This is a genomic window from Dehalococcoidales bacterium (assembly GCA_041656115.1).
Lineage (GTDB): Bacteria > Chloroflexota > Dehalococcoidia > Dehalococcoidales > UBA5627 > UBA5627.
Genome location: JBBAED010000004.1, coordinates 79,640 through 102,314, shown reverse-complemented (window position 1 = coordinate 102,314; position 22,675 = coordinate 79,640). Strand labels below are relative to the sequence as shown.

The following is a 22,675-nucleotide window of genomic DNA, read 5'->3' as shown; positions in this document are numbered from 1 at the left end:
GAATGAAAGAAAATCGCGTTACACAACAATTTCAATTATATGATGCTTTTGTAAGGCGCAAAAGGCTTTCTTTTACGGTTGCAATTCTGGCAACTGTACTGGTGGCCTTTTTTGCGGTCGGTGCCGGCTCGCTGAATATCCCCCTCCCCGAAGTAATCAAGGTTCTGTTCGGGCAAGGCTCGGATCTCTCCAATATGGTTGTTATGAATATCAGGTTACCTCGGGTTGTGGCATCAATATTGGTTGGCGCAATTCTGGCGGTTGCCGGTGCCGTAATGCAGTGCGTGTTGCGTAACCCGCTGGCCTCGCCCTCAACACTGGGTGTTTCACAGGGGGCCGCATTCGGCGCGGCGTTGGGAATTATAGTTTTCGGCGGCGGCGTCGTTAATACCAGTTCCGCCGCTACCGCAATCACAATCAATAACCCTTATATTGTAACGCTAAGCGCCTTTTTGTGCGGCTCGTTATCAACGGTTGTTGTGATTCTTTTATCGAGGTTAAAAAGGGATTTGGGGCCGGCAGGGCTTATCCTTGCCGGTGTTGCTTTAAGTTCTCTTTTTGCTGGCGGTACGACCCTTTTGCAATATTTTGCGGATGAAACCAAAATCAGTACGGTGGTCTTTTGGACCTTTGGCAATATGGGGGCGGCAGGCTGGCCGGAGCTTTTGATACTGTTAGTTGTCTTTGTTGGGGCAATGATTTATTTTTTGTTAAATCGCTGGAATTACAATGCAATGGTAAGCGGAACCGATACAGCCCAGAGTTTAGGTGTTAATACGCGCTCGGTAATGCTTGTAAGTATGTCCATCAGCACACTGATTGCCGCCGTTGCCGTATCTTTTGTGGGGATTGTCAGCTTTGTGGGGCTTGTTGCGCCGCATATAATGCGCCGTTTTGTCGGAAATGATTACCGCTACCTGATTCCGACTTCCGCGGTTGCCGGAGCCTTGCTTCTGATTCTGGCCGATACGTTTGGCAGGCTGGTGATTGCGCCGGTCATACTTCCGATAGGGGCGATTACATCATTTTTGGGGGCTCCCCTATTCCTGTTCTTATTATTCAGAGGGATGAAGGCATATGATTGAGATAAACGGAGTCACTTTCGCATATCATAAAAACACCGGAAATATCCTGGATGATATCAGCTTTGATATCCAAAAAAACAGGTGCATTGCTATTTTAGGCAATAACGGCGCCGGTAAAAGTACGCTTTTAAAATGTATTGACCGTATTTGCCCCGTTCAAAGAGGGGCGGTTTTCCTGGAAAAAGAGAATATCCTTGCGATGAGCCGTAATGCGATTGCCCAAAATATTGCTTATGTTCCGCAACATAACAACGCAATCGGGATGACCGTTTTTGATATGGTGCTTCTGGGACGTAAACCGTACATTAAATGGGATGAAACGGCAGAGGACCGCCAAATAGTGTGCGATATAATGGAAAAAATGAAGCTGCAAGATTTCGCTTTGCGGAATGTTTCAGAGCTTTCGGGCGGGGAATTGCAAAGGGTGATGCTGGCGCGAGCCTTGGCGCAGAACCCGAAACTTTTGATGCTTGATGAACCGACCAGTAACCTGGACCCTCACAATCAACACGAAGTGCTTAGAATCGTAAAGGAAATTGCCGCCGAGCAAGATACCTGCGTGGCAATTGTAATCCATGATCTCAACTTAGCTATCCGTTATTGCGACCGCTTCCTGTTTTTAAAGGATTCGCAGGTCTATGCTTACGGCGGAATGGAAGTCGTAACGCCTGAAAACATTGAGGCAGTTTACAATATACACGTTCATATTATCGAATATATGGGCGTTAATGTGATTGTCCCCTTCCCCGATGTGCCGGTCGAAAACGATAATGCCAAAGAAAAGCCCGCAGACTAAGGTCGCGCCATAACGGTTTTAAGTCTTTATCGTTTCCAACAATCGGAAATACCTAATCAATTTTCTTCTGCCTATCATATTTTAAACTGAAGTATAACTAAAACCCCTGTAATTTATCGACGCTTAATGCTAGAATGGATTTAATGACCAATAATTTAGCGCTTAATAACGATCACTGCTATTCTATGCTGGGTAACCGCGACCCTCGTTTTGACGGGCGGTTTTTTGTGGGGGTAACTTCCACCGGTATTTATTGCCGCCCGGTTTGCCGCGTTAAGACGCCTCAAAAAGAAAATTGCCGGTTTTTTCGTAGTGCGGCAGCGGCGGAGGAAGCGGGGTTTCGCCCATGTTTAAAATGCCGCCCCGAGCTTGCGCCCCATTTTCATTCGGAAAACTTAACCGTTCGCAGGGCGGTGGCGTTTATAGAAACCGAAGCGCAGTTTGACAGCGATCTTTACGATTTGGCGGAAAGGCTTAATGTCGGCACCGAATATCTGGAGCAAAGCTTTGTAGCCGAATACGGGGTTACCCCGCAGCGCTATTGGCAAACCCATAAAATGCTTCTTGCCAAACGTCTTTTAACCGATACCGCTCTCTCCTTGCATGAAATTGCGCTGTCCGCAGGATTTGCGAGCGAACAAGATTTAAAAGAGGCATTTCAAGATAAATATAAACTGGCCGTTGATTCCCTTCGAAAAACGTTAAAAACAAACGCCGCAAAAAACGGTGAAATTACCCTATCGTTAAGTTATCGGCCGCCGTATGATTGGGGCGAACTGATTGAATTTTTGGATAACCGTGCGGTTGCAGGGATTGAAAGAGTTGTAAACGGTACCTATTACCGTACGGTAAGTATTGCCAAAGGGGGCACGGCTTTTCGGGGATGGATTGCGGTTGCGAACCGCCCCGAAACTAATTCGCTATCGGTTACTCTTCCCGTATCGCTGTTACCGGTGTTATCAAAACTGCTTTATAAAATAAGGCAGCTTTTTGACCTTGATGCCGACCCGTTAGTGATTTACGGGAACCTGGGCGCTTTGAAAAAGCATTTACAGGGGGAGTGTAACGAGGGCTTGCGGATTCCGGGGCATTTTGATTCGTTTGAAACGGCTGTTCGTGCTATTTTAGGCCAGCAGGTTACCGTTAAGGCAGCAAGAACGCTGGCGATGCGCTTGGCTCATGCCTTCGGCGAAAAAATTGAAACGCCTTTTGAAGATTTGAACGTTATTTTTCCGACCCCTGAAGCGATTTTAAAAATAGAACCGCCACTTGAAGACCGCCTGGGGAGTTTGGGGATTATCGGTTCCCGCTCACGTTCAATCCAAGGCTTGGCTGAGGTCCTCGCAAATGGGAAGGCTTCTTTTGCCGAGTGGGCCGATCCGTTCGAAGAATTAGGAAAATTCAAGCAAATTAAAGGCATCGGCCCGTGGACACTCCAGTATTTTGCGATGCGTATCTTTGGCCATCCGGATGCTTTCCCACATACCGATTACGGTGTTAAAATTGCCTTACCGGGGCTTTCCCCCAAAGAAATTTTAGATTTATCGCAAAATTGGAAACCTTGGCGGTCTTATGCTACCGTTAACCTATGGTATTCACTTAAATCGGAGGCGCAAAATGAAAAACAGTAACGCAACGGATTTAATTTATACTTGTGAGATTGAAACCCCGCTCGGAACGGCTACGGCTTCAGCAACGGAAAATGGCCTGACCGGATTATGGTTTAATAAACAAAAGTATTATCCGCAAAGTGCGAATATTTGGAGTAACAAACCCGAACTCCCGATCTTTAAAGATTTAACGGCATGGCTTAGCGACTATTTCAAAGGCGCCAATCCTTCGCTTACTTTTCAACTTGCCCCCAAAGGAACTTCTTTTCAGGAGGCGGTTTGGAAGATACTTTTAGAGATACCTTACGGCGAGCTTACCACCTACAGCGCAATCGCCAAACAAATCGCCAAAGAACGTAATCTGGCTTCGATGTCGGCTCAGGCGGTTGGTGGGGCGGTGGGGCATAATCCGATTTCAATCATTATCCCTTGCCATCGTGTTATCGGATCGGATAGAACCCTAACCGGTTACGCGGGGGGGCTTGATAAGAAGGTGTTTCTTTTGCGCTTGGAGAAGGTAGATTTAGCGGGGATAGAGTAGAAACTTTCCCTTTGTGAGACCGCTTCCTAATAAATCCTCTAATGTCTTTGCGAGCGTAAGCGAAGCAATACTCCTCCGTCTTTGCGAGACCATTCCCAAAGGGAAGGCGAAGCAATCTCCAATAAATATACCTTGTCTTTCAGTGCGTAGCGAAGAATCTCATATAAATCTTTAAAGATTGCCACGTCGTTCGCTAACGCTCCTTCCTCGCAAAGACATTTATAACTTGTCATTCTGAGCTTGTCGAAGAATCTAAGGGTTAAAGGATAGTGTACTGTTTGGTTACATTAGGGTATGACGTTACCTCTTTTTGACTCTGAGGTCACCTAATCGCCTAGATTCCCTGTCCTCTTAGATCCTTCATTTCATTCAGGATGACAAAATGAGATTGCCACGTCGTTCGCTAACGCTCACTCCCCGCAAAGACGTTTATAACTTGTCATTCTGAGCCTGCCGAAGAATCTAGGGGTTAAAGGATAGCGCAGCGTTCGGTAGTGGGTTTTACAGTAAGACGCTGCCTCTTTTTGTTGCTGAGCTCACCTAATCGCCTAGATTCCCTGTCCTCTTAGATCCTTCATTTCATTCAGGATGACATCTTCGTCCCGTTCGCCCTGAGCTTGTCGAAGGGTCAAACGAACGGGCGAAGACTAGGATTGCTACTCGTTCGCCGTTATGGTTCGACAAGCTCACCACGAACGGCTGAAGTCCTCCTATTTGTCATTCTGAGCTTGCCGAAGAATCTAGGGGTTAAAGGATAGTGTAGCATCCGGTTGCAAATTTTACGGTAGGACGTTGCCTCTCTTTTTGTCGCCGAAAAGATCTAATAGCCTATATTTCCTGTCCTCTTAGATCCTTCATTTCATTCAGGATGACAAAATGAGATTGCCACGTCGTTCGCCTAACGGCTCACTCCTCGCAAAGACGATGGAGTGGGCGCCATGTAATTTGCTGAAGGCTCGCTCCTCGCAAAGAAAAGTTTATCTTTTGATTGTCGTTACGGGGCGACAGGCTCAGGCTAAACAGGGCAAAACCATTTCAATTCACAGCGGATTTGAAAAAATTATTGTTGACATGTTAACAAACATTGTGGTAAATTACTATTGTTAACTTGTTAACAATAAAGGAGGACATTTTGAATCAAGCTCTGAAAATCTTAGACATTTTTATAAAAATACAGGAACATCCGGATGTATTTCAGCATAATCAAGATGGCCTGTTGGATGAAATCAGCCTTACGGAAGTGCACTGTATTGACTATATTGGTACGATTGCCCGCCCGAATGTAACAAAAATTTCAGAACAGATGGATTTAACACGGGCAGGTGTGAGTAAAATTAACAAAAGGTTAATAAGTAAGGGCTTAATCGAAAGTTATCGGGAGCCGGACAATAACAAAGAAATTTATTTTCGGCTTACTGAGAGTGGGCAATCTGTTTATGACAAGCATGAAAAAATTCATAACAAAGCCAGACAAGAGTGGCTGACCTTTTTTAAGAACTACAGCGACGATGAGCAAGCTGCGATATTACGCTTTTTCACTGATCTTAGCGATCTTTTTTACGGTAAATCAACCGATTAGACGAAAAAAGAAAAACAATGCCATTTCATGAGAGGAAATGATTCCCTTGCTATGATAAAAATGCACCAATATTGGATTGCATAAAAGTGGCAGATATCAATGTTTTATACGCATTAGCAGCAAAGCTTGCATCGAAACAGTCGGATGGCAGAGCATCCAAGGTTAAAATCCCAATTTGCGAATCAGGCGTGAGTGGCTTGATTCAAGGGAATATAAAAAATACAACAAGTGTCTTAAGAATGAACGATGGGCCGTTTGACTTACTATCGGTTTGGAACATTTCAAAAATACAAGTTTACAGCCAAATGCTGTAATCAGGAGCTTTATAGGAGTATGTATAGGTTGTTAAAGAAAGAAGAAGTCGTAAAATGCTAAAGGATATACTATCTCATCTCAAAAAGAATGCAGCTAGGGAGCCTAAAGAAAAGTCGGTCACAGTTTATTATCGGTATCAGATTGATGCTGAAAAATGCCGTAGTTGTGACAAATGTAAAAGAGCTTGCAAGGCAGAGGCAATCAGTGGGGAACGTGGGAAAATATATGTAATCGATGAACAAAAGTGTATAAAATGCGGAGATTGTGTGAAATGGTGCAAGTATGGGGCAATAAAAAAACTGGATATTGAGAGCAAATAATAAGCTCAATAATTTTGAAACGGGACAAAAAGAGTGGCTAAAACAATCATATTTTTGGTGGAGCTGAGGGGATTCGAACCCCTGACCCCTGCGATGCGAACGCAGTGCTCTCCCAGCTGAGCTACAGCCCCGATAAATCAGATTATAGCATACTTTCGATAAGTTTTGCTCACCATCGAATCCCTTTTGTTTTGCGTCGGAACAGACTCTGTCCGGCAATGCTTTGACGGATATTACAATCTTTCACCGTCATAAAATAATTTTAATTTTTGTTTTGTTCCCCTTCTTATATTCCTGATATTGCCTTGTCAGTTATTTGTAATGTTGTTATACTGAATAAGTTATTCAATTCAAAGGGGCAAAGAAGTGGAATTTGAAACGATAATCGGGCTCGAAGTACACGCTCAAATGTTAACCAAAAGTAAAATGTTTTGCCGTTGTGATGCCGACTATTCCAAAGATCCCCCCAATACCCATGTTTGCCCCGGTTGCTTGGGGATGCCGGGTACTTTGCCGTTACTTAATAAACAGGCGGTTGAGTTCGGGATAATGACGTCGTTGGCATTAAATTGCACCGTTGCCGACTTTAACAGATTCGATCGCAAGAATTATTTTTATCCGGATATGGCCAGAGGATATCAAATATCGGAGTTTGAATATCCTGCCGGAACCAACGGCTGGCTGGAAGTTGAAGTTGACGGAGAAAAAAAGAAAATCGGGGTAACACGCGTACATTTGGAAGAAGATGTTGCCAGGCTTTCTCATTATCATTCCGAAAACGGCGAATCCTATACCCTGGCCGATTTTAACCGTTCGGGTATGTCTTTAATGGAAATTGTCAGTGAGCCGGATATGCGCTCTGCGGAAGAAGCGCGTGAATATCTGGTTAAACTGCGCAGTATATTGCAATACCTCGGTGTTTCCAATGCCAATATGGAAGAGGGCAGTTTCCGTTGTGATGCCAATATCAGTATTCGTCCGATGGGAACCAAAGAATACTTTACCAAGGTTGAAGTTAAGAATATGAACAGTTTTAAGGCTGTTTATAAAGCGCTTCAGTATGAGGCCGTAAGACAGCGCAAGGCATTTGAAAAGGGCGAGAAGATTGTTCAAGAAACCAGGGGTTGGGATGAAGAATACGGTAAGACGGTTTCTCAGCGTAGCAAGGAGCAGGCTCACGATTACCGCTATTTCCCTGATCCCAATATCCCTCCGATGACAATCTCATCCGATTGGGTGGATAAAGTCAGGCAGAATTTGCCGGAACTGCCCGAAGCGCGCCGCGACCGGTTTATGTCGCAGTACGAGTTGCCTCTTTACGATGCAAACTTGCTGACAGTTGCAAAGGCAATGGCGGAATACTTTGAACAATCGGTTAAAGCCGGTAAAAATATTGCGCCGAAGGAAATCGCCAATTGGCTTTTGGGTTCCATAAGTGGGATAATCAATGCTAATTCCACGGATATCGAAGGCTTTGGGCAAAAAGTGCCTGCCGAGCGTTTGGTGCGTTTGTTGGAAGTTAATCTTGACGGAACCGTTAGCACGGCCAGTGCCAAAGCGGTTTTGGAAGAAATGTATAACAGCGGCAAAGATGCCGATACAATTATAAAAGAACAGGGTTTGGGTCAGATCAGCGACAGTGCGGAAATTGAGAAATGTGCCGCTGAAATTATTGTTGCCAATCCTCAGGCGGTAGCGGATTACCGCGCGGGGAAGGAACAGGCGCTGAAGTTTATGGTTGGGCAAATGATGCGTGCCACCAGAGGCAGAACCAACCCGAACATGGCTGCCGAACTACTTAAAAAGAAACTAGAGGAAGAATAATATGGAAACCTATTTAATTATTGCCCAGATGGTGCTTTCGGTAACGCTGGTGGCTTTGATTCTATTGCAAACAAAGGGCAGCGGCGGGCTTGGCGGTATTTTCGGGCAGGCCGATTCCGTTTACCGCACCAGGCGCGGGTTGGAAAAAACTATTTTTCAACTGACTGTTGTAATCGTAATATTATTTATCGCCGTCGCACTCCTGATTCTCAAATTGAATTAAGATAGGGCTAACGGTATCACTCCTTTGATAACGCTAACCAGCGATTTCGGCTTAAGTGACGGCTATGTTGCCGCAATGAAGGGCGTGATACTGGGGATTAATCCCAAGGTAACAATAGTTGATATCAGTCATGAAATAAAGCCGCAGGATATTTTCCGGGCGGCTTTTGTATTGGGAACGACTGCCCCCTATTTCCCTGCGGATACCGTGCATGTTGTTGTCGTGGATCCCGAGGTTGGCACCGCTCGCTCCGCTATTATTGCCGAAACCGCCTTGGGCTTTTTTGTTACCCCTGATAACGGCTCGCTAAGCTATGTATTAAAACCTTATCTCTTGGGGTCTCCTAAGATGGGCGGGGATTTGCCTGTTAAAACCGGGTTTGATGCCAAGTTTGGCCTTAAGGTGTATAAAATTAAAGAAGGTTCTTTTTTATCGTCGGAGGTTAGCAATACCTTTCACGGGCGCGATATTTTTGCGCCGATAGCGGCTTATCTTACATTAGGGAAAAACCCGATAGAATTTGGAGAGCCGGCGGAAACGGTGAAGGTTCTACCGCTTCCGGAACCTTACGTTGATACTAAAGGTGCGGTTATGGGGCATATTATTTATATTGACCGCTTCGGGAACTTGATAACCGACATTAAATTAGCCGATATTCCGGTTAGCTTTGATTCCGTTATTATTGAAATAGGTCAAGAAAAGATAAAAGGAATCTCTAAAACTTATGCCGTGGGAGCCGGACTATTGGCTTATATCGGTTCAAGCGGCTATCTTGAAATTGCATTAAAAGACGGCAGTGCCGTGTCAATATTTGCCGCCAAGATAGGTGATACAGTAAAATTATACGATTATTTGAAGGGGAGTTAATATGGGGAAACTGGCGCTTTGGATTAAGGAAACAAGGCCGCAATTTTTAGTCCTTTCCGTTGTTCTGACTTTCTTGGGAACGGCTATTGCTTGGTATTACGGATCTTTTAATATTTGGTATGCCCTGCTTGCCGGTTTGGGGCTGACTTTAACCCACGGCAGCGTTAACGCCATAAACGATTATTTCGACTACAAAAGCGGTGTTGATCTGCACACTAAGCGCACGCCGTTTTCCGGCGGCAGCGGAATGGTTCCCGAGGGTAAACTGCCGTTGAAACAAGCGCTGGGTGTCGGCGTTGTTACTTCGCTTATTGCCTTGGGGATTGGCATCTTTTTCTTTATTGTCAGCGGTTGGCAGCTAATACCGCTGGTTGTTGTTGCCGGTATAATCCTGGTTTTGTATACCCCCGTCATTTTAAAAACAACATGGCCTGAATGGTCTCCGGGTGTCGGCCTGGGGCTTATGCCGATTCTGGGTCTTTATTTTGTGCAAACCGGTGAATACAGCTGGGTTGTTCTTTTGGCGGCGGTTCCCTCGGGCATTATGGTGCATAATCTTTTACTGCTAAACGAATTCCCCGATGTTGAGGCCGATAAAATCGGCAAAAGGCGTACCACCCCGGTTGTTTTCGGGTTGGAAAAAGCGAGCAAGTTTTTTGTGGCGATGACAATTGCCGTTTATGTTTGGATAGTCGGCTGTGTGATTGCTACGATTGTTACCGATACGGTTATAATGCCGGTGGCCTGTTTAATTGCCCTCCTTAGCCTGCCGCTGGCAATCAAAACGATTTACGGTGCCAGGCAATACGATAATATGGATCAATTCATTCCGGCGATGGGCAGTAATGTTATGTTTATACTTTCAACCCACGTTTTGTTGGGTATCGGATATATTTTGGATAAGGTGATTTAAAAAGATGACGGAAAATATTCCTAACCAAGCTTTATTAAACGATAAATGCCGCAAGCAAAGCAATTTTTTGCATAACGACGTTTTTGAATCTATCCCCAAGAATTACGATTTAATTAATCGTTTGTTTACCTTGGGAATGGATGTCGGATGGAGAAATAAGGCGGCAAGGGAAAGCTTGAAAGCCAAACCGCAATCGGTACTCGATATATGCTGCGGTACAGGTGATTTAGCTTTAACGGTTGCTAAGTTTGCCAAGTACGATCTGCAAGTTACCGGTTTGGATTACAGCCAGCCGATGCTTAATGTGGCAATCGAAAAGGCTCAAAAAGACGGTTACAATGTGGATTTTGTTAACGGTGATATTGCCAACATACCCTTCCCGGACAATTCTTTTGATTGCCTGTGTATCGGTTTCGGTTTCCGTAACCTTACATACAAAAACGGGATGGCCGATAGGCATATTGCCGAGATATTGCGCGTTTTAAAGCCCGGCGGCCGATTTGTTATTGCCGAATCCAGCCAGCCGCGCCCCAATGCGCGGGTAATCCGATATTTCCATCGCCGCTATCTCAAACATTTTATTCCCTTTATCGGGAAGCTTGTTTCGGGGAATCGTATTGCCTATACCTATTTGGGTAATTCGGCGGCAAACTACTACGGCGCCGAAGAACTAAGTGATTTGCTTCTGAAATCGGGGTTTTCCGCAGTTACCTTTAAGCGCCTATTTTTCGGTGCGGCGGCAATTCATGTGGCGGTTAAATAGCTAATCCGCTTGGCGGCTGGCGATTTTTACCGTCCCTTGTCTTGAATTAAGAATATTTGGAAATAAAAACAGGCTCCGGATTTTCCCACCGGAGCCTGTTTGATTCGTTTCCTACTCCTCCCGCCTGATCTATCTAACCAGATACTCTTTTGGGAGTTCTATCTTTTGAGGAGCTCGGAAACCTTCGCCCGCTCCTCGCCGATTATTAAGATATTTGATTGTTTCCTTTGTTAACTTCCTCCACCACTAACCAGCGAGGAGCTTGTAGGATCTTCGTCCCATCTACAATGTAGAGCTAAGATATCGTGCATCTAATAAACAACATCCTCCTTTCGCAAGTTATTGAGGGCTATTGGTTGGACTCCTTTTTTTATTATTACCCTCTACTCTCATTCTATCAAATATAATTCGGATGTCAATACCCTTTTTGGGGCTATTTTTTTAATAATTTCAGAAAATAAAAACAGGCTCCGGATTTTTCACCGGAGCCTGCTAGTTCGCTTCCTACTCCTCCCGCCTGATTTATCTAACCAGATACTCTTTCGGGAGTTTTATTTTATGAGGAGCTCGGAAACCTTCGCTCGCTCCCCGCTGATTATCATGATCTTGGGTTGTTTCCTTTTTTAGTTTCCTTCACCGCTAACCAGCGAGGAGCCTCGGTAAGGAAAATTCCATCTACAGTGCAGTTCAAAAATCATCGATACACACCCTCCTTTCGCAAGTTACTGGGGACGTCGCTTGAACTCCGTTTTTATTACAATCCCCTTAATTCCATCTTACCAGATATAATTAATATGTCAATACCCTCTAATGCCAATAATTCTTTATATCTCTTGTATTCTCTTCTGCAGAGGGTTATATTATTAGAGCAAAATGCTTTGTTTTATGCCGTAACGTTTGGGGGTTTAAAATGGTTAAAATATCCATACAGGGTGAGCGCGGTTCCTTTCATGATATTGTCGCCAGGGATAAGTTCCCCGATGATTCCGAAATTATCGAGGGAGCAACGTTCCAACAAGTTTTTGAAGATGTTAAAAAAGGGTTGGTTGATTACGGTGTGGTTGCCATTGAAAACTCTATTTACGGCTCATTTTTGGAAAATTACGACTTTCTTTTAAAACACGATGCCAAAATTGTCGGAGAGTCCTATTTAAAAATAAGATTTGATCTTTTGGCGCTTCCGGGTGTCAAAATGGAAGATATTAAAGAGGTTTACAGCCATGCGCTGGCGATGGCGCAATGCGAGGAATTCCTTACCAGGCACCCCCAAATAGTGCGTATCGAAACGGACGACACTGCCGGCAGCGTTCGCTTGATAAGAGAGCAGGGGCTGACCCATGCGGCGGCAATCAGCAGCAGCCTTTCGGCAAAGTTGTATGACTTACGTATCCTTGCCAAGGATATCGGCAAAGATAAAAATAACTATACGCGCTTTCTGATTATTTCAGGCAAAGAAAATTATCCCGATAATGCAAACAAAACCAGCATTGTTTTAAGGGCTAAAAACATACCGGGCAGCCTTTTCCAGTGTATGAAGGTTTTTGCCGATGAGGGGATTAACTTATCCAAATTGGAATCACGCCCCGTTATAAACCGTAACTGGGAATACAGTTTTTATATGGATTTTGAAACCGGTATAAATAAACCGGAAACGCGAAGGGCCCTGAAGAACTTGGAACAATATGCCTCTTTTATTAAGGTGCTTGGGAGTTACGAAAAGGGACAGTTTATCGAAGGATAATTGCTGCTCCAATCTTGATTCCGCTTTATTTAGTCCAAACTTTACCGTTTGAGCGTGTCGTATTATCTAAAGTTATTGTCATCCTGCGGTAGACCGATTCGATTGCGTTGGTATTCTTCGGTCTAATTTCAAATCTTTCCCCTATTGTTGAGGTTGTGTCTTCGGTTGTTCTTACAGAAGTCTGACCGGTATCAAAGCCAGTGGAAAAACCCTAAAATTATTTTGCGGTGTTAATGAAATACGTTTCGCCGTCGGTGGTAATTATAATTGTGCCATGGGTATCGGTTCCGTAAATATCGGCGCCGATATTTAAAAGCGCTTCAATCGTTTCAGGGTGCGGATGCCCGTAACTGTTATCGGTTTTGGCCATGTAGACGGCAACCTCCGGCATCAGAGCGTAAAGAAATTCCGCGGTTGATGACGTTCTTGAACCGTGGTGCCCCACTTTTAGTATATCTGTGTTGGGGATTGAAACAAACGGAGAAGCCAGCATAGATTGCTCGGCTTTCTTTTCGGCATCGCCGGTAAACAAAAAGCTGACCGCGCCGTATTGAAAGCTCAGAACAATGCTGTTATTGTTGAGATCGCTCGAAGTAACATCGGGATGCAGAACATGCAGGGATAAATTTTCAATACCGATTATGTCACCTCGTTTGGCGATATGTATTTCGGTATCTCCTGCCGTGCTTGCAGCTATAAAATCGGTGAAGGTTTTTGACGAATATGTGTAGCCGTCATACCAGACTTGTTCAACCGTAAATCTTTCAAGAACCGACGGTAATCCGCCGATATGGTCGGCGTGGGCATGAGTGGCAATTACGATTTCCAAATTCCCGTCAACGTATTTCTCTAAATATTCGGCAATTCCCGAAGAGCGGTCGCCGCCGTCAATCAAGATTTCCGTAGTGCCGCAGTCAATAAGAATTGCGTCACCCTGCCCGACGTCAATGAAGTGAACGCTGATTTCACCGGAAATTGGGGGCTCAGCCGGTTTTTCCTGATATACCCCGTATATCACTATTGCGAGAGCAACAAGCAGCAAAAATAACGGGATGATAATTTTTCTCATATTGGGAATATCATACCATTTAAACTAATCGGAATCGAAAAATAAAGACTCGCATCTTAACTTCAACCCCGATTGCCCGTTGTTTTAAGAGGTAAACCTACTGGAAGAGTTTTCGAATAATATCGGCTCCGGCCAAAAAAGCGCCCAGTGAGCTGCCTAAATTAGTCATTACGATAATCAAAAAGACCCGCAAGAAGCGGTTTTTAAAGAAGCCTTTAAATCTGAAGATATCTTCGGGAATATTATTCATATCTTGTACCGTCGGTTTTCTTAATGAGGCCTCTACCAGCCCTGTCAGCCATCCGCAGGCAATCAGCGGATTTAGAGAAGTAAATGGTGAGGCGACCATAGAAGTCAGAACACTGAGAGGGTGCCCGAGTGCCAGCATTGTAAAGAGGCCGGCGATGATGCTGTTCCAAAAAAACCAGGACGCTACCTGGCCTAAGCCGGTTTGAATATTAATAACAAATCCGTACGCAATCAGCCCGATAATTGCCACGGGAATCGCCCAACCGATTATTTTAAATATTGGGCTGCCCTTGGCAACGTGGGTCAATTTTGCAATATCCTGCGCTTTGTAGATTTCCTCTTTTACACCGGGAACGTGTGCCCCGCCGAGGACGGCTACAATCTTTTTCCCCGGCGCCCCTTTTATTTTATAGGCCAGATACTGGTCTCTTTCGCTGATAAGCACTTCCCCGATTGCGGGAAACTCTTTACGGATTTCGGAAATCGCCGACTCCAAGACATCGGCTTCCAGCATTTTGTTGACTTCTTCTTCGGTTATTTTTGTATTGGTGCTATCAACAAATGAAAAAAGGAAGCTGTAAAAAAGTTTAATCTTGCCCCATAATCCCAGTTTTTTCCAGATGCGGCGAAAGGTAATTTGAATTTGGCGGTCGGCTAAAACAAGCTCGGCCCCCACTTTTTTGGCGCTTTCGATCCCCTGCATCATTTCCCTGCCGACAACGGCGTTTAATTGACGGGCAATCTTTTTTTGGTAGGCGCTTAAAAAGAGATTGGCAAGCATAAAGCCGACCTTTTTTTCTTTAATTATTTGGACGATATTGGTGTTTTCCCAGGCTTTGGGGTTTAGGATACTTTTGTAACGGCCTTCATCAAGCTCAACGCAAACGCTATCCGGTCTTTCTGCTTCAATAACTTTTTTGACAAGTTCTACACTTTGTTCGGATACGTGTGCGGTGGCGATTAAAATTATATCTTTCCCGTTGTAATCTAAGCGGGTAACATTATTATCCATGCTTTTTTATATTCCTGTGCACAACGATGCACTCGGTGTGCCTTTCATAGAATTTTGAATTGAATTATAATTAGTATAATAATGAAATTATGAACGTTTAGCGCAATAAAGTAAAATCGGGCGCTTGGGGCAGTCTTTGTTAACAAAGGTAAAGGTGCGACAATGTTAAAGAAACTTATTTTTTGGGGTATTTCCGCTATCTTCCTAACTTCAGGTGTAATTTTTCCGTCGGGCTGTTCGTTTGAATACCCGACATATATTGCAATTTCCGCTCAAGGGACCACTTTGGATTCTGAAGTTGACCCTAATTTCGGTGTCGCCAAGTGGTTTATTTTGATAGATACCGAAACCATGGAATATACGGTGATTGAGGGTGTTGAAGATGACTCCGAGCGCGGCGTGGGGCGGCTGTCAGCGGCGCTTGTTGCCGAAACCGGGGTCGGCGCGGTTTTAACCGGGGCGATGGGGGGCGGTGCGGCCCAAGTTCTGGTTGAAGCCGGAGTGTATGTATTCGGCGGGGTTTCGGGAACGGTGGAATATGCCGTTGAGCAATATAAAAAGAGAAGATATTAGCCAAGTTCCGTAAAAATTCAATTGATATTGAGCTAAAACGCTTCGGCTGTATTTGAATTTGACAACAATTTTTTGTTTCTTTTGTCTTTTTAAGCGCCGCTACACTTTTCAACCGCGGTCAAGTCTGCTATTATGTATCAAACTAATTACCAAAAAGGAGATAGGCATGAAGAAATTGTTTTCTTTCGTGATAGCGATGGTCTTGTTTGGCAGTTTAATCTTTTCGGCATGTGGTACCGATTCCGGTAAAATACGTGTCGCAACGGATGCCACTTGGGCGCCTTTTGAATATGTGGACACGGCCGCCAATCAAATCGTAGGGTTTGATATCGATTTGTTCACCGAAATTGCCGAGCGTGCAGGCATTGAATTTGAATTTGTTAATGTTGAGTGGGATCCCCTGCTGGCCGGTGTTTCTCAGGGCACCTATGATGCCGCCATTTCGTCGATTACGATTAAAGAAGATCGAAAAACCGATATGGATTTTTCCGATCCGTATTTTATTGCTAAGCAGGTTATTGTTACCAAGGCCGACAGCGCGATAGCGGGTGTTTCCGATTTGGTCGGTAAGAAAGTTGGCGTACAGTCCGGTACAACCGGTGATGATGAAGCCAGCGCCGTAGACGGTGTTAACGTAACCGGTTACGATGAAATCGGAATGGCATTTGTTGCACTTCGCAGCGGCCAGCTTGATGCCGTTGTTTGCGATACCCCGGTAGCGAGCGGTTATGTTTCAAAATACAGCGACCTTAAATCGGTCGCCGAATTCCCGACAATCGAAGAATACGGAATCGCTTTCCCCAAGGGCAGCAAATTGGTAGACAAAATTAACGATGCCCTTGCTGAAGCAATTGCCGATGGTGTTATCGACAGATTAGTCCAAAAGTGGTTGGTTAGCTAATTAGAATGTAACGCATGGGGGCTTTATGCCCCCAAGGCTTTGGGTAAATGGAAAAGTATAAAAAAGATGCCCCTAATAGGGAGCTTAGCTTTGTTACCGGTGGGGAAGTAAACCTACGCCAAGATGCTTGGTGGTGGTTGGTTGTAGTTGTTGCCGCAGTAATAGTACTGCTTGTTATGTTGCAGCCCGTCCCGTTCAAAGACATTGTTGTTTTTGCCAAGTCGGGAATACTGGTTACAATTGTTGTGACCGTGGTTTCCTATTTTCTGATGCTTATTCTGGGGCTTGCGGGAGGGCTTGGGCGGTTATCCAAGAACAAGCTCTTTTTTGGAATATCTTCCCTCTATGTTGAAGTGGTACGCGGTATTCCGCTTTTGGTACAGCTAATCGGCTGGTATTTCGCTTCGCCGGTTATTATTCAGAAGCTGGGCTTGTGGCTGGGGATTGAAGCCCTTATTCAATATCGTGTTAACCCGATTGTAACCGCAATTGTGGCGATTACGGTTTGTTACGGCGCTTATATGAGTGAAATTGTTCGCTCAGGTATAAGCAGTGTCCCTCGCGGGCAAATGGAAGCGGCACGTTCGTTGGGAATGAGCTATTTCCAGGCCATGCGATATGTGGTACTCCCGCAGGCTTTCCGCGTAATTCTGCCGCCGATGGGAAATGAGTTTATCGCGCTGTTAAAGGATTCCTCATTGGTAAGCGTTGTGGCGGTTGCCGATTTAACCAGAAAAGGGCGCGAGTTTATGGCAGCGCACTTTAACCCGATTGAAACATGGCTGATGGTGGCGTTACTCTATCTTATAATGACATTAATTGCCGCCAGAGTTGTTTCGTATATTGAAAAACGATCTAAATTTGAGAGATAAAATGCCCGAACCGATTATAATAATGGAAAATGTTCACAAGCGTTTCGGTAAGGTTGAGGCCTTGCGCGGTATCGACCTGAAAGTAAACGAGGGTGAGGTTGTTGTCGTGGTCGGGCCCTCCGGTTCCGGTAAATCCACTATGCTTAGATGCATTAACAGGTTGGAAGAATACGACGAAGGTTCCGTTATAGTTGACGGTATCGATTTGAATAATCCGCATAATATCAACACGGTGCGTTCCGAAGTGGGAATGGTCTTTCAGGGCTTTAATCTTTTCCCGCACCTTAAAGTGATTGATAACTTAACATTGGCACAGCGTTTGATTCGCAAACGCGAAAAAACGGAAGCGTACGAAATAGGGATGCAGTTGCTTCACAAAGTCGGAATCCCCGAAAAGGAAAATGCCTTCCCCGGACAATTATCCGGCGGGCAGCAGCAGCGCGTTGCGATTGCGCGTGCGCTGGCTATGAATCCAAAGGTAATGCTTTTTGACGAGCCGACCAGTGCCCTTGATCCCGAAATGATTAAAGAAGTGTTGGATGTAATGGCTCAGCTGGCCAAAGAAGGGATGACGATGATTGTTGTTTCCCATGAAATGGGGTTTGCCAAGGCGGCGGCTGATCGTATTATTTTTATGGATGAAGGCAATATTGTTGAAGAAAACTCTCCCGAACTGTTTTTCTCCGCCCCCAAACAACAGCGTACGAAAAATTTCCTCAGTAAAATATTGCAAATGTAGTTTGCTTGCCTCTTCAAGAAATTGAACTGATATTTATTCGATTTTGATTTTGGTTTAACTTTGCCTTTTTATTATTGAAGAAAGAGTGTTTTAGATTATCCGTATGTTTAAAGGTTGGAAAAAATCTCATAAATTAGCGATTATCGCCCTTATTTTTATTACCGTTATTTGGGGTTGGTCGTTTATTATCGTTAAACAAGCCGTAGCCCGAATGCCGGTAATGGACTTTTTGGCACTGCGTTTTGCGGTGGCGGCAATTGTAATGATTGTTATTCGTCCGCGAAGTATCCGCTCGCTTAATAAGCCGGTGATGTCGCACGGTTTAATCCTGGGCATATTTTTAGGCGCCAGTTATATTACCCAGACATATGCCCTTGTTTATTCCACGGCTACCGTTGTTGGATTTATTACCGGGCTGTCAATTATTTTAACCCCGTTTTTTGCTTGGCTTTGGATGAAGCAAAAGATAACCGGAAATGTTTGGATAGCGGTAGTGTTATCGTTTGCGGGCCTCGCTCTTATAAGCTACAACGGATTGGGAATCGGTACGGGAGAGCTCCTCACAATCGTCTGTGCTTTTACGCTGGCGCTTTATGTCGTGGGGCTGGGAAAGTGGTCTCCGCAGCATGATTCCTACAACCTTACAACCGTTCAAATGCTGACGATGGCTGTAATTTTGCTGCTTTTTACCGTCCCGACCGGTCTTGTTATCCCTACCGATCCGCAGGTATGGTTTGTGATTATTGTAACCGGCGTTGTTGCGACATCGCTGGCTTTCTTTATTCAAACTTGGGCGCAATCCCTGATTACCCCCACCCATACGGCGGTCATCTTAACGCTTGAACCTTTGTTTGCCGGAATGTTCGGGGTTTTAATCGGTAACGAACCGCTTACGGTAAAGATTGTTTTGGGGGCGGCGCTGATGCTGGCGGCAATGTATCTGGTGCAGTTGAAGTCATCGAAGGTTTACAAAAAACTGCCATCTTAGCGTGTTAAATATAATTCCGCCAAGTCTGATTTGGATTCCAGACGCACAATAGGCTCCTAAATCCCCGCCTGCTATCCTTTTACTACCCCCAACGGCCGCGTGCGGGCAATGATTTTGGAAATACCGGCATTTTGAACCACTTCAACAACTTCGGTAACGTCTTTGTAAGATTCGGGTGCTTCTTCCGCCAAAGCGGATATACTGCCGGCTCTAATAACAATTCCGCGTTTTGCCAGTTCTGCCATTACCGCTTTACCTCTGATGCTTTGCTTGGCGGCGGCCCGGCTCTTTGCACGCCCCGCTCCGTGGCATACGGACCCAAAGGTCTCCCGCATCCCCTTTTCGGTTCCGGTCAGTATGTATGAAAAAGTGCCCATGTCACCGGGGATTAAAACCGGCTGGCCTATCTTTTGATATTTTGCCGGTAAGTCGGGGTGTCCGGCGGGGAAAGCACGGGTTGCCCCTTTGCGGTGGACGCAAAGAGTTTCTTGCTTGCCGTCAACAATATGCTTCTCCATCTTGGCGATGTTGTGAGACACGTCATAAACGCCTGTCAGCCCGATTTCACCCTCGCCCATGCCAAGGGCTTCGCAGAAGGATTCCCGCGCCCAGTGGGCAATACACTGGCGGTTAGCCCAGGCGAAATTAGCGGCACAGCGCATTGCCGACAGATATGCGCGCCCTTCGGGCGAATCAATCGGACAACAAGCCAGTTGCCTGTCGGGAACATATATTCCGTATTTGGACATCGCATTAGCCATTTCCTTGGTATAGTCACCGGCAATCTGATGCCCCAACCCGCGCGAGCCGCAATGGATTAAAAGCATTACCTGATTTGTCTGAGTAATCCCCATTCCTTTGGCAATCTCGGGTTCAAAAATACGATCAACGACGGCAACCTCAATGAAGTGGTTACCGGAGCCCAAAGTTCCGATTTGAGGCGCCCCCCTTTCTTTGGCGCGGACGCTTACATTATCGGGGTTAGCACCTGCCATTTGCCCGTTTTCTTCGGTTGTTTCAAGGTCGCCGGATGTTCCGTATCCGTTTTTTACCGCCCAGCGCGAGCCGTTCGCCATCACATCTTCTATTTCGTTCTTTTTAAGGCGAATCCTCCCTTGCGAACCTAATCCGGAAGGCACATTCTTATAAAGAGAATCCATCAGTTCTTTGATTTTGGGATAAACCTGATCGTAATTGAGATTGGTGCGCAATAATCTAACCCCGCAATTAATATCAAAACCGACCCCGCCGGGCGAAATTACTCCGTCGGAGAGCCTTGTTGCGGCAACGCCGCCGATGGGAAAGCCGTATCCCAAATGGATATCGGGCATTGCCAGCGAGTATTTTACAATCCCCGGTAAAAAGGCAACGTTTGCCACTTGCTCCGGCGATTGGTCACCGGCAATATCTTTAAGCATTGATTCGTTAGCGTAGATAAGCCCGGGGACGCGCATCCCTTTTTTATAGCTTTGGGGGATAAGCCAACGATAATCATCGATTTTTTCAAACATTTTCATTATCTTGTCTACCTCCTAAATATCAAGAATGACACGAACTGTGTTGTTTACCGTATCCACTTTTAACATATGATAAGTGGCGGATTTTACCCCTAATTTAAGACTGTGCCGATTGGGGTTGTATTTTTCGCCGCGGCACTCGGCCTTTAAGCAATTTTTGCTAATCGAGATGACATTGAACTCGGTAAAGACAATTCCCTGAGTATCAAAGTAAAAAAGTAGACTGTTTAACCACTCAACAAGGAGTATTTCAAGGTCGTTTTCACACACTTCAACGGTAACGGTTTCTTTTTTGCCAAACTCGTCTAAATCGGCCATGACCGAAAACATTGCTAAAGCCGCATTGGAAAAGGCTTCGGCTAAAGTGCGGCCGTAGGCAATAAAGCCGGTATCCGCAGTGTGTTCAAATAATTCAAAACGTTTCATTCCCAATGCTATTGTACAACATAATACGAATAACCTCGACTGCACATGTCTTGATGTTTTTGGGGATACCATAAAAGTCAGTAGAAGCATCCGATTTTGTAAGATGCTGTAAAAAAGGATAATGTAAAGGAATTGTGTTGGAAGTTTTTGAAAAGGTGGACGACGTCATCTAATGCCGACAGCCCGCACCGGCCAATAATCCCGATATTGATATAATGGGTATCAGATTAAATTTGGACTACCGCATTTTATACTTGTTATCCCGGGTATCTCCTTTGTCCGCAATTTTCACAGAAATTACTGTTTATCACTAACGGGCTGCCGCAATTTTCGCAGAACCTCGAAACAGGCTGATAATATGTTTGTGGGAATTGACTGCTCTGCTGCCAAACCGGCACCCTGTTTCTCCTGCCGAAGAAAATAAATAAGGATAAAGCAATGACTGCCAGCAATAAAATTACGATAATAATCCAGACCCATGCAGAGGAGCCCGATTCAAGATCGGCGTAAAAACTGCCCCACTTTGCTTTTTCCGCTTCTATATCGAAGCTGGAAACACTGCCGAGTCCGGCTTCTGTGGCCGATATTTGCTGTCCGGCTCCCAATGTTTTACTCTCACCGGTTTTATCGAATACCACTTCAACAGTGCCCTCGATAACTTTAACCACCTCCGTCTGCTCCGTTGCTTCGATAATAAAATTTGTACCTTTAATACCGGTATGGATGCGGTTTACAGCTATTTCGTATTTCTCCGCCCCGGCTTTACCCCTTGGAAAATAGAAATTGGCAACGCCGTCCAATAATCTGCCCCATACCACTAAAGTAGGGGTTGTTACCGGAACTTTAGGCACTACATCGAACCAGCTCCTTTCTTTTTGCCTGCTTACGGCACCGGTTGTAAATTTTATTACTGTTTCCGCACCTGAAGGGGTTCTGACAGTCCAATTTGCAAACAGTAAAATGTTCTTATCTCCCGGCATAAACTTAACCCATGTTCTCTGAGACGGCGGAAGCAGCGGGGAATCCGCTGATACGTAAATCGGCCCCCCGATAATTTCTTCGATATATCCGCGATGGCTCTCTGTCCCTTCGGGGGTGGGGAGTTTCCCTGCAAGCGGCCCCGGCGGCGGGTCCTCTTGAATCTGAGTGGTTGCCTGTGCCGAGGTGGTAATGCCGGTAGCGGTATCGGAAGTGAAGGTTCCTTTAACAACCAGTCCGCGGGTACCGGCGTTATAATGGCCGACCATATTTATCGAAAAGCTGCCGCTGGTTGCGCCTTTGGGAATTGGAACCGAAATATTAAAAGATTCTTCATTGAAATCGGGGAATCCGCTCGGGATATTGGCAGCAAATTGGTCTGTTTTTCCATCGCACGATACGGTAGCGGTAATATCGGCATAGTAGCCGTTCCCCATTTTTGCTGAACCCGATACGGTTAATTGCCCGGTTCCCAGTTTCCCCTGCAAGGTTCTGGAAGTTGTGAAACCCTCTACGTCCGCCGTATCCGTAACGGTAGCCCCGGAGATATCATAGGTAATCTGCATACCGTTAAAAGGCGCCGCCGGAAAGGTTCCTCCCGCTGCGGAAACATGCTGCGGTTGCAGTATATTGACGGGTAGCGCAATTAGTAGAATTGCAACAGTAGATAGAAGACAGCGAAGTAGTAGTCTATCATGAAACAGAGATTTTTTCATTTCAATCCCCCGACTCTGTTAAATAGAATACATCTGTTGGTAATTTATTTAGTTATAA

General features: G+C 45.2%; 22 protein-coding genes and 1 tRNA gene. 17 read left to right on the top strand and 6 right to left on the bottom strand.

Features of this window, described 5'->3' with window-relative positions; translation table 11 throughout:
- Positions 1-2 precede the first annotated feature (2 nt).
- The 6 genes from WC958_03840 to WC958_03815 all read left to right on the top strand — a co-directional run bounded on the left by WC958_03840 (position 3) and on the right by WC958_03815 (position 5,925).
- The gene (locus WC958_03840; protein MFA5629364.1) at positions 3-1,085 is read left to right on the top strand and encodes an iron ABC transporter permease; all 1,083 of its coding nucleotides are present in this window, start codon (positions 3-5) and stop codon (positions 1,083-1,085) included.
- The gene (locus WC958_03835) at positions 1,078-1,881 is read left to right on the top strand and encodes an ABC transporter ATP-binding protein (protein MFA5629363.1); all 804 of its coding nucleotides are present in this window, start codon (positions 1,078-1,080) and stop codon (positions 1,879-1,881) included. The genes WC958_03840 and WC958_03835 overlap by 8 nt, the downstream gene beginning before the upstream one ends.
- A gap of 143 nt (positions 1,882-2,024) precedes the next feature.
- A complete protein-coding gene (locus WC958_03830) occupies positions 2,025-3,512 on the top strand; it encodes an AlkA N-terminal domain-containing protein (GenBank protein MFA5629362.1) in 1,488 nt (495 codons plus the stop codon).
- On the top strand, positions 3,499-4,032 hold the full coding sequence (locus WC958_03825) for a methylated-DNA--[protein]-cysteine S-methyltransferase (protein ID MFA5629361.1): 534 nt from the start codon (positions 3,499-3,501) through the stop codon (positions 4,030-4,032). Before WC958_03830 ends, WC958_03825 begins: the two co-directional genes overlap by 14 nt.
- A 1,132-nt stretch (positions 4,033-5,164) precedes the next feature.
- Positions 5,165-5,611, top strand: coding sequence for a MarR family transcriptional regulator (locus WC958_03820; GenBank protein MFA5629360.1), 447 nt, complete (start codon positions 5,165-5,167; stop codon positions 5,609-5,611).
- An 86-nt stretch (positions 5,612-5,697) separates the two neighbouring features.
- Complete coding sequence (locus tag WC958_03815; protein ID MFA5629359.1) at positions 5,698-5,925, top strand: hypothetical protein; 228 nt, start codon at positions 5,698-5,700, stop codon at positions 5,923-5,925.
- A gap of 376 nt (positions 5,926-6,301) precedes the next feature.
- On the opposite strand, the gene WC958_03810 is transcribed toward WC958_03815, so the two are convergent.
- Positions 6,302-6,377, bottom strand: a tRNA-Ala gene (locus tag WC958_03810).
- Positions 6,378-6,612: 235 nt separating this feature from the next.
- Here WC958_03810 and gatB point away from each other — a divergent pair.
- The 6 genes from gatB to pheA all read left to right on the top strand — a co-directional run bounded on the left by gatB (position 6,613) and on the right by pheA (position 12,577).
- Positions 6,613-8,070 carry an Asp-tRNA(Asn)/Glu-tRNA(Gln) amidotransferase subunit GatB gene (gene gatB / locus WC958_03805; protein MFA5629358.1) on the top strand — a complete coding sequence of 486 codons (1,458 nt, stop codon included), beginning with the start codon at positions 6,613-6,615 and terminating at the stop codon, positions 8,068-8,070.
- A 1-nt stretch (position 8,071) separates the two neighbouring features.
- Positions 8,072-8,293, top strand: a complete 222-nt coding sequence (gene secG / locus WC958_03800) for a preprotein translocase subunit SecG (GenBank protein MFA5629357.1) — start codon at positions 8,072-8,074, stop codon at positions 8,291-8,293.
- A gap of 24 nt (positions 8,294-8,317) precedes the next feature.
- Positions 8,318-9,160, top strand: a complete 843-nt coding sequence (locus WC958_03795; protein ID MFA5629356.1) for an SAM-dependent chlorinase/fluorinase — start codon at positions 8,318-8,320, stop codon at positions 9,158-9,160.
- 1 nt (position 9,161) lies between these two features.
- The gene (locus WC958_03790) at positions 9,162-10,073 is read left to right on the top strand and encodes a prenyltransferase (GenBank protein ID MFA5629355.1); all 912 of its coding nucleotides are present in this window, start codon (positions 9,162-9,164) and stop codon (positions 10,071-10,073) included.
- Between the two features lie 4 nt (positions 10,074-10,077).
- Positions 10,078-10,836: a ubiquinone/menaquinone biosynthesis methyltransferase gene (locus tag WC958_03785; GenBank protein MFA5629354.1), complete on the top strand. Its 759-nt coding sequence runs from the start codon at positions 10,078-10,080 to the stop codon at positions 10,834-10,836.
- A gap of 910 nt (positions 10,837-11,746) precedes the next feature.
- A complete protein-coding gene (gene pheA / locus WC958_03780) occupies positions 11,747-12,577 on the top strand; it encodes a prephenate dehydratase (GenBank protein MFA5629353.1) in 831 nt (276 codons plus the stop codon).
- Between the two features lie 217 nt (positions 12,578-12,794).
- Here the strand turns inward: pheA and WC958_03775 are convergent, their stop codons facing one another.
- Both WC958_03775 and WC958_03770 read right to left on the bottom strand, forming a co-directional pair.
- Entirely contained in the window at positions 12,795-13,646 is an 852-nt protein-coding gene (locus WC958_03775; GenBank protein MFA5629352.1) for a ComEC/Rec2 family competence protein, read from the bottom strand.
- Positions 13,647-13,743: 97 nt separating this feature from the next.
- The gene (locus tag WC958_03770; GenBank protein ID MFA5629351.1) at positions 13,744-14,907 is read right to left on the bottom strand and encodes a TraB/GumN family protein; all 1,164 of its coding nucleotides are present in this window, start codon (positions 14,905-14,907) and stop codon (positions 13,744-13,746) included.
- 162 nt (positions 14,908-15,069) lie between these two features.
- Here WC958_03770 and WC958_03765 point away from each other — a divergent pair, with 162 nt between their 5' ends.
- From WC958_03765 to WC958_03745, 5 genes are all read left to right on the top strand, one after another.
- A complete protein-coding gene (locus WC958_03765) occupies positions 15,070-15,480 on the top strand; it encodes a NifB/NifX family molybdenum-iron cluster-binding protein (GenBank protein ID MFA5629350.1) in 411 nt (136 codons plus the stop codon).
- Positions 15,481-15,646: 166 nt separating this feature from the next.
- Positions 15,647-16,381, top strand: coding sequence for a basic amino acid ABC transporter substrate-binding protein (locus WC958_03760; protein ID MFA5629349.1), 735 nt, complete (start codon positions 15,647-15,649; stop codon positions 16,379-16,381).
- Between the two features lie 47 nt (positions 16,382-16,428).
- Positions 16,429-17,253: an amino acid ABC transporter permease gene (locus tag WC958_03755; protein ID MFA5629348.1), complete on the top strand. Its 825-nt coding sequence runs from the start codon at positions 16,429-16,431 to the stop codon at positions 17,251-17,253.
- Position 17,254: 1 nt separating this feature from the next.
- Positions 17,255-17,992, top strand: a complete 738-nt coding sequence (locus tag WC958_03750; protein MFA5629347.1) for an amino acid ABC transporter ATP-binding protein — start codon at positions 17,255-17,257, stop codon at positions 17,990-17,992.
- Positions 17,993-18,095: 103 nt separating this feature from the next.
- Positions 18,096-18,980, top strand: a complete 885-nt coding sequence (locus tag WC958_03745) for a DMT family transporter (GenBank protein ID MFA5629346.1) — start codon at positions 18,096-18,098, stop codon at positions 18,978-18,980.
- A 71-nt stretch (positions 18,981-19,051) separates the two neighbouring features.
- Here WC958_03745 and WC958_03740 read toward each other — a convergent pair whose 3' ends face one another.
- The 3 genes from WC958_03740 to WC958_03730 form a co-directional block, all read right to left on the bottom strand.
- Positions 19,052-20,497: an RtcB family protein gene (locus WC958_03740; protein MFA5629345.1), complete on the bottom strand. Its 1,446-nt coding sequence runs from the start codon at positions 20,495-20,497 to the stop codon at positions 19,052-19,054.
- Positions 20,498-20,512: 15 nt separating this feature from the next.
- Positions 20,513-20,923, bottom strand: a complete 411-nt coding sequence (locus WC958_03735) for an archease (protein ID MFA5629344.1) — start codon at positions 20,921-20,923, stop codon at positions 20,513-20,515.
- Between the two features lie 257 nt (positions 20,924-21,180).
- The gene (locus WC958_03730; GenBank protein ID MFA5629343.1) at positions 21,181-22,617 is read right to left on the bottom strand and encodes a FecR domain-containing protein; all 1,437 of its coding nucleotides are present in this window, start codon (positions 22,615-22,617) and stop codon (positions 21,181-21,183) included.
- Between the last annotated feature and the right edge of the window lie 58 nt (positions 22,618-22,675).

Excerpts from the sequence above, each read along its gene's own strand:
- WC958_03840 (MFA5629364.1), top strand. The coding sequence starts at position 3 with ATGAAAGAAAATCGCGTTACACAACAATTTCAATTATATGATGCTTTT.
- WC958_03835 (MFA5629363.1), top strand. The coding sequence starts at position 1,078 with ATGATTGAGATAAACGGAGTCACTTTCGCATATCATAAAAACACCGGA.
- WC958_03830 (MFA5629362.1), top strand. The coding sequence starts at position 2,025 with ATGACCAATAATTTAGCGCTTAATAACGATCACTGCTATTCTATGCTG.
- WC958_03825 (MFA5629361.1), top strand. The coding sequence starts at position 3,499 with ATGAAAAACAGTAACGCAACGGATTTAATTTATACTTGTGAGATTGAA.
- secG (MFA5629357.1), top strand. The coding sequence starts at position 8,072 with ATGGAAACCTATTTAATTATTGCCCAGATGGTGCTTTCGGTAACGCTG.
- WC958_03790 (MFA5629355.1), top strand. The coding sequence starts at position 9,162 with ATGGGGAAACTGGCGCTTTGGATTAAGGAAACAAGGCCGCAATTTTTA.
- WC958_03785 (MFA5629354.1), top strand. The coding sequence starts at position 10,078 with ATGACGGAAAATATTCCTAACCAAGCTTTATTAAACGATAAATGCCGC.
- pheA (MFA5629353.1), top strand. The coding sequence starts at position 11,747 with ATGGTTAAAATATCCATACAGGGTGAGCGCGGTTCCTTTCATGATATT.
- WC958_03775 (MFA5629352.1), bottom strand. The coding sequence starts at position 13,646 with ATGAGAAAAATTATCATCCCGTTATTTTTGCTGCTTGTTGCTCTCGCA.
- WC958_03770 (MFA5629351.1), bottom strand. The coding sequence starts at position 14,907 with ATGGATAATAATGTTACCCGCTTAGATTACAACGGGAAAGATATAATT.
- WC958_03765 (MFA5629350.1), top strand. The coding sequence starts at position 15,070 with ATGTTAAAGAAACTTATTTTTTGGGGTATTTCCGCTATCTTCCTAACT.
- WC958_03760 (MFA5629349.1), top strand. The coding sequence starts at position 15,647 with ATGAAGAAATTGTTTTCTTTCGTGATAGCGATGGTCTTGTTTGGCAGT.
- WC958_03755 (MFA5629348.1), top strand. The coding sequence starts at position 16,429 with ATGGAAAAGTATAAAAAAGATGCCCCTAATAGGGAGCTTAGCTTTGTT.
- WC958_03750 (MFA5629347.1), top strand. The coding sequence starts at position 17,255 with ATGCCCGAACCGATTATAATAATGGAAAATGTTCACAAGCGTTTCGGT.
- WC958_03745 (MFA5629346.1), top strand. The coding sequence starts at position 18,096 with ATGTTTAAAGGTTGGAAAAAATCTCATAAATTAGCGATTATCGCCCTT.
- WC958_03740 (MFA5629345.1), bottom strand. The coding sequence starts at position 20,497 with ATGAAAATGTTTGAAAAAATCGATGATTATCGTTGGCTTATCCCCCAA.
- WC958_03735 (MFA5629344.1), bottom strand. The coding sequence starts at position 20,923 with ATGAAACGTTTTGAATTATTTGAACACACTGCGGATACCGGCTTTATT.
- WC958_03730 (MFA5629343.1), bottom strand. The coding sequence starts at position 22,617 with ATGAAAAAATCTCTGTTTCATGATAGACTACTACTTCGCTGTCTTCTA.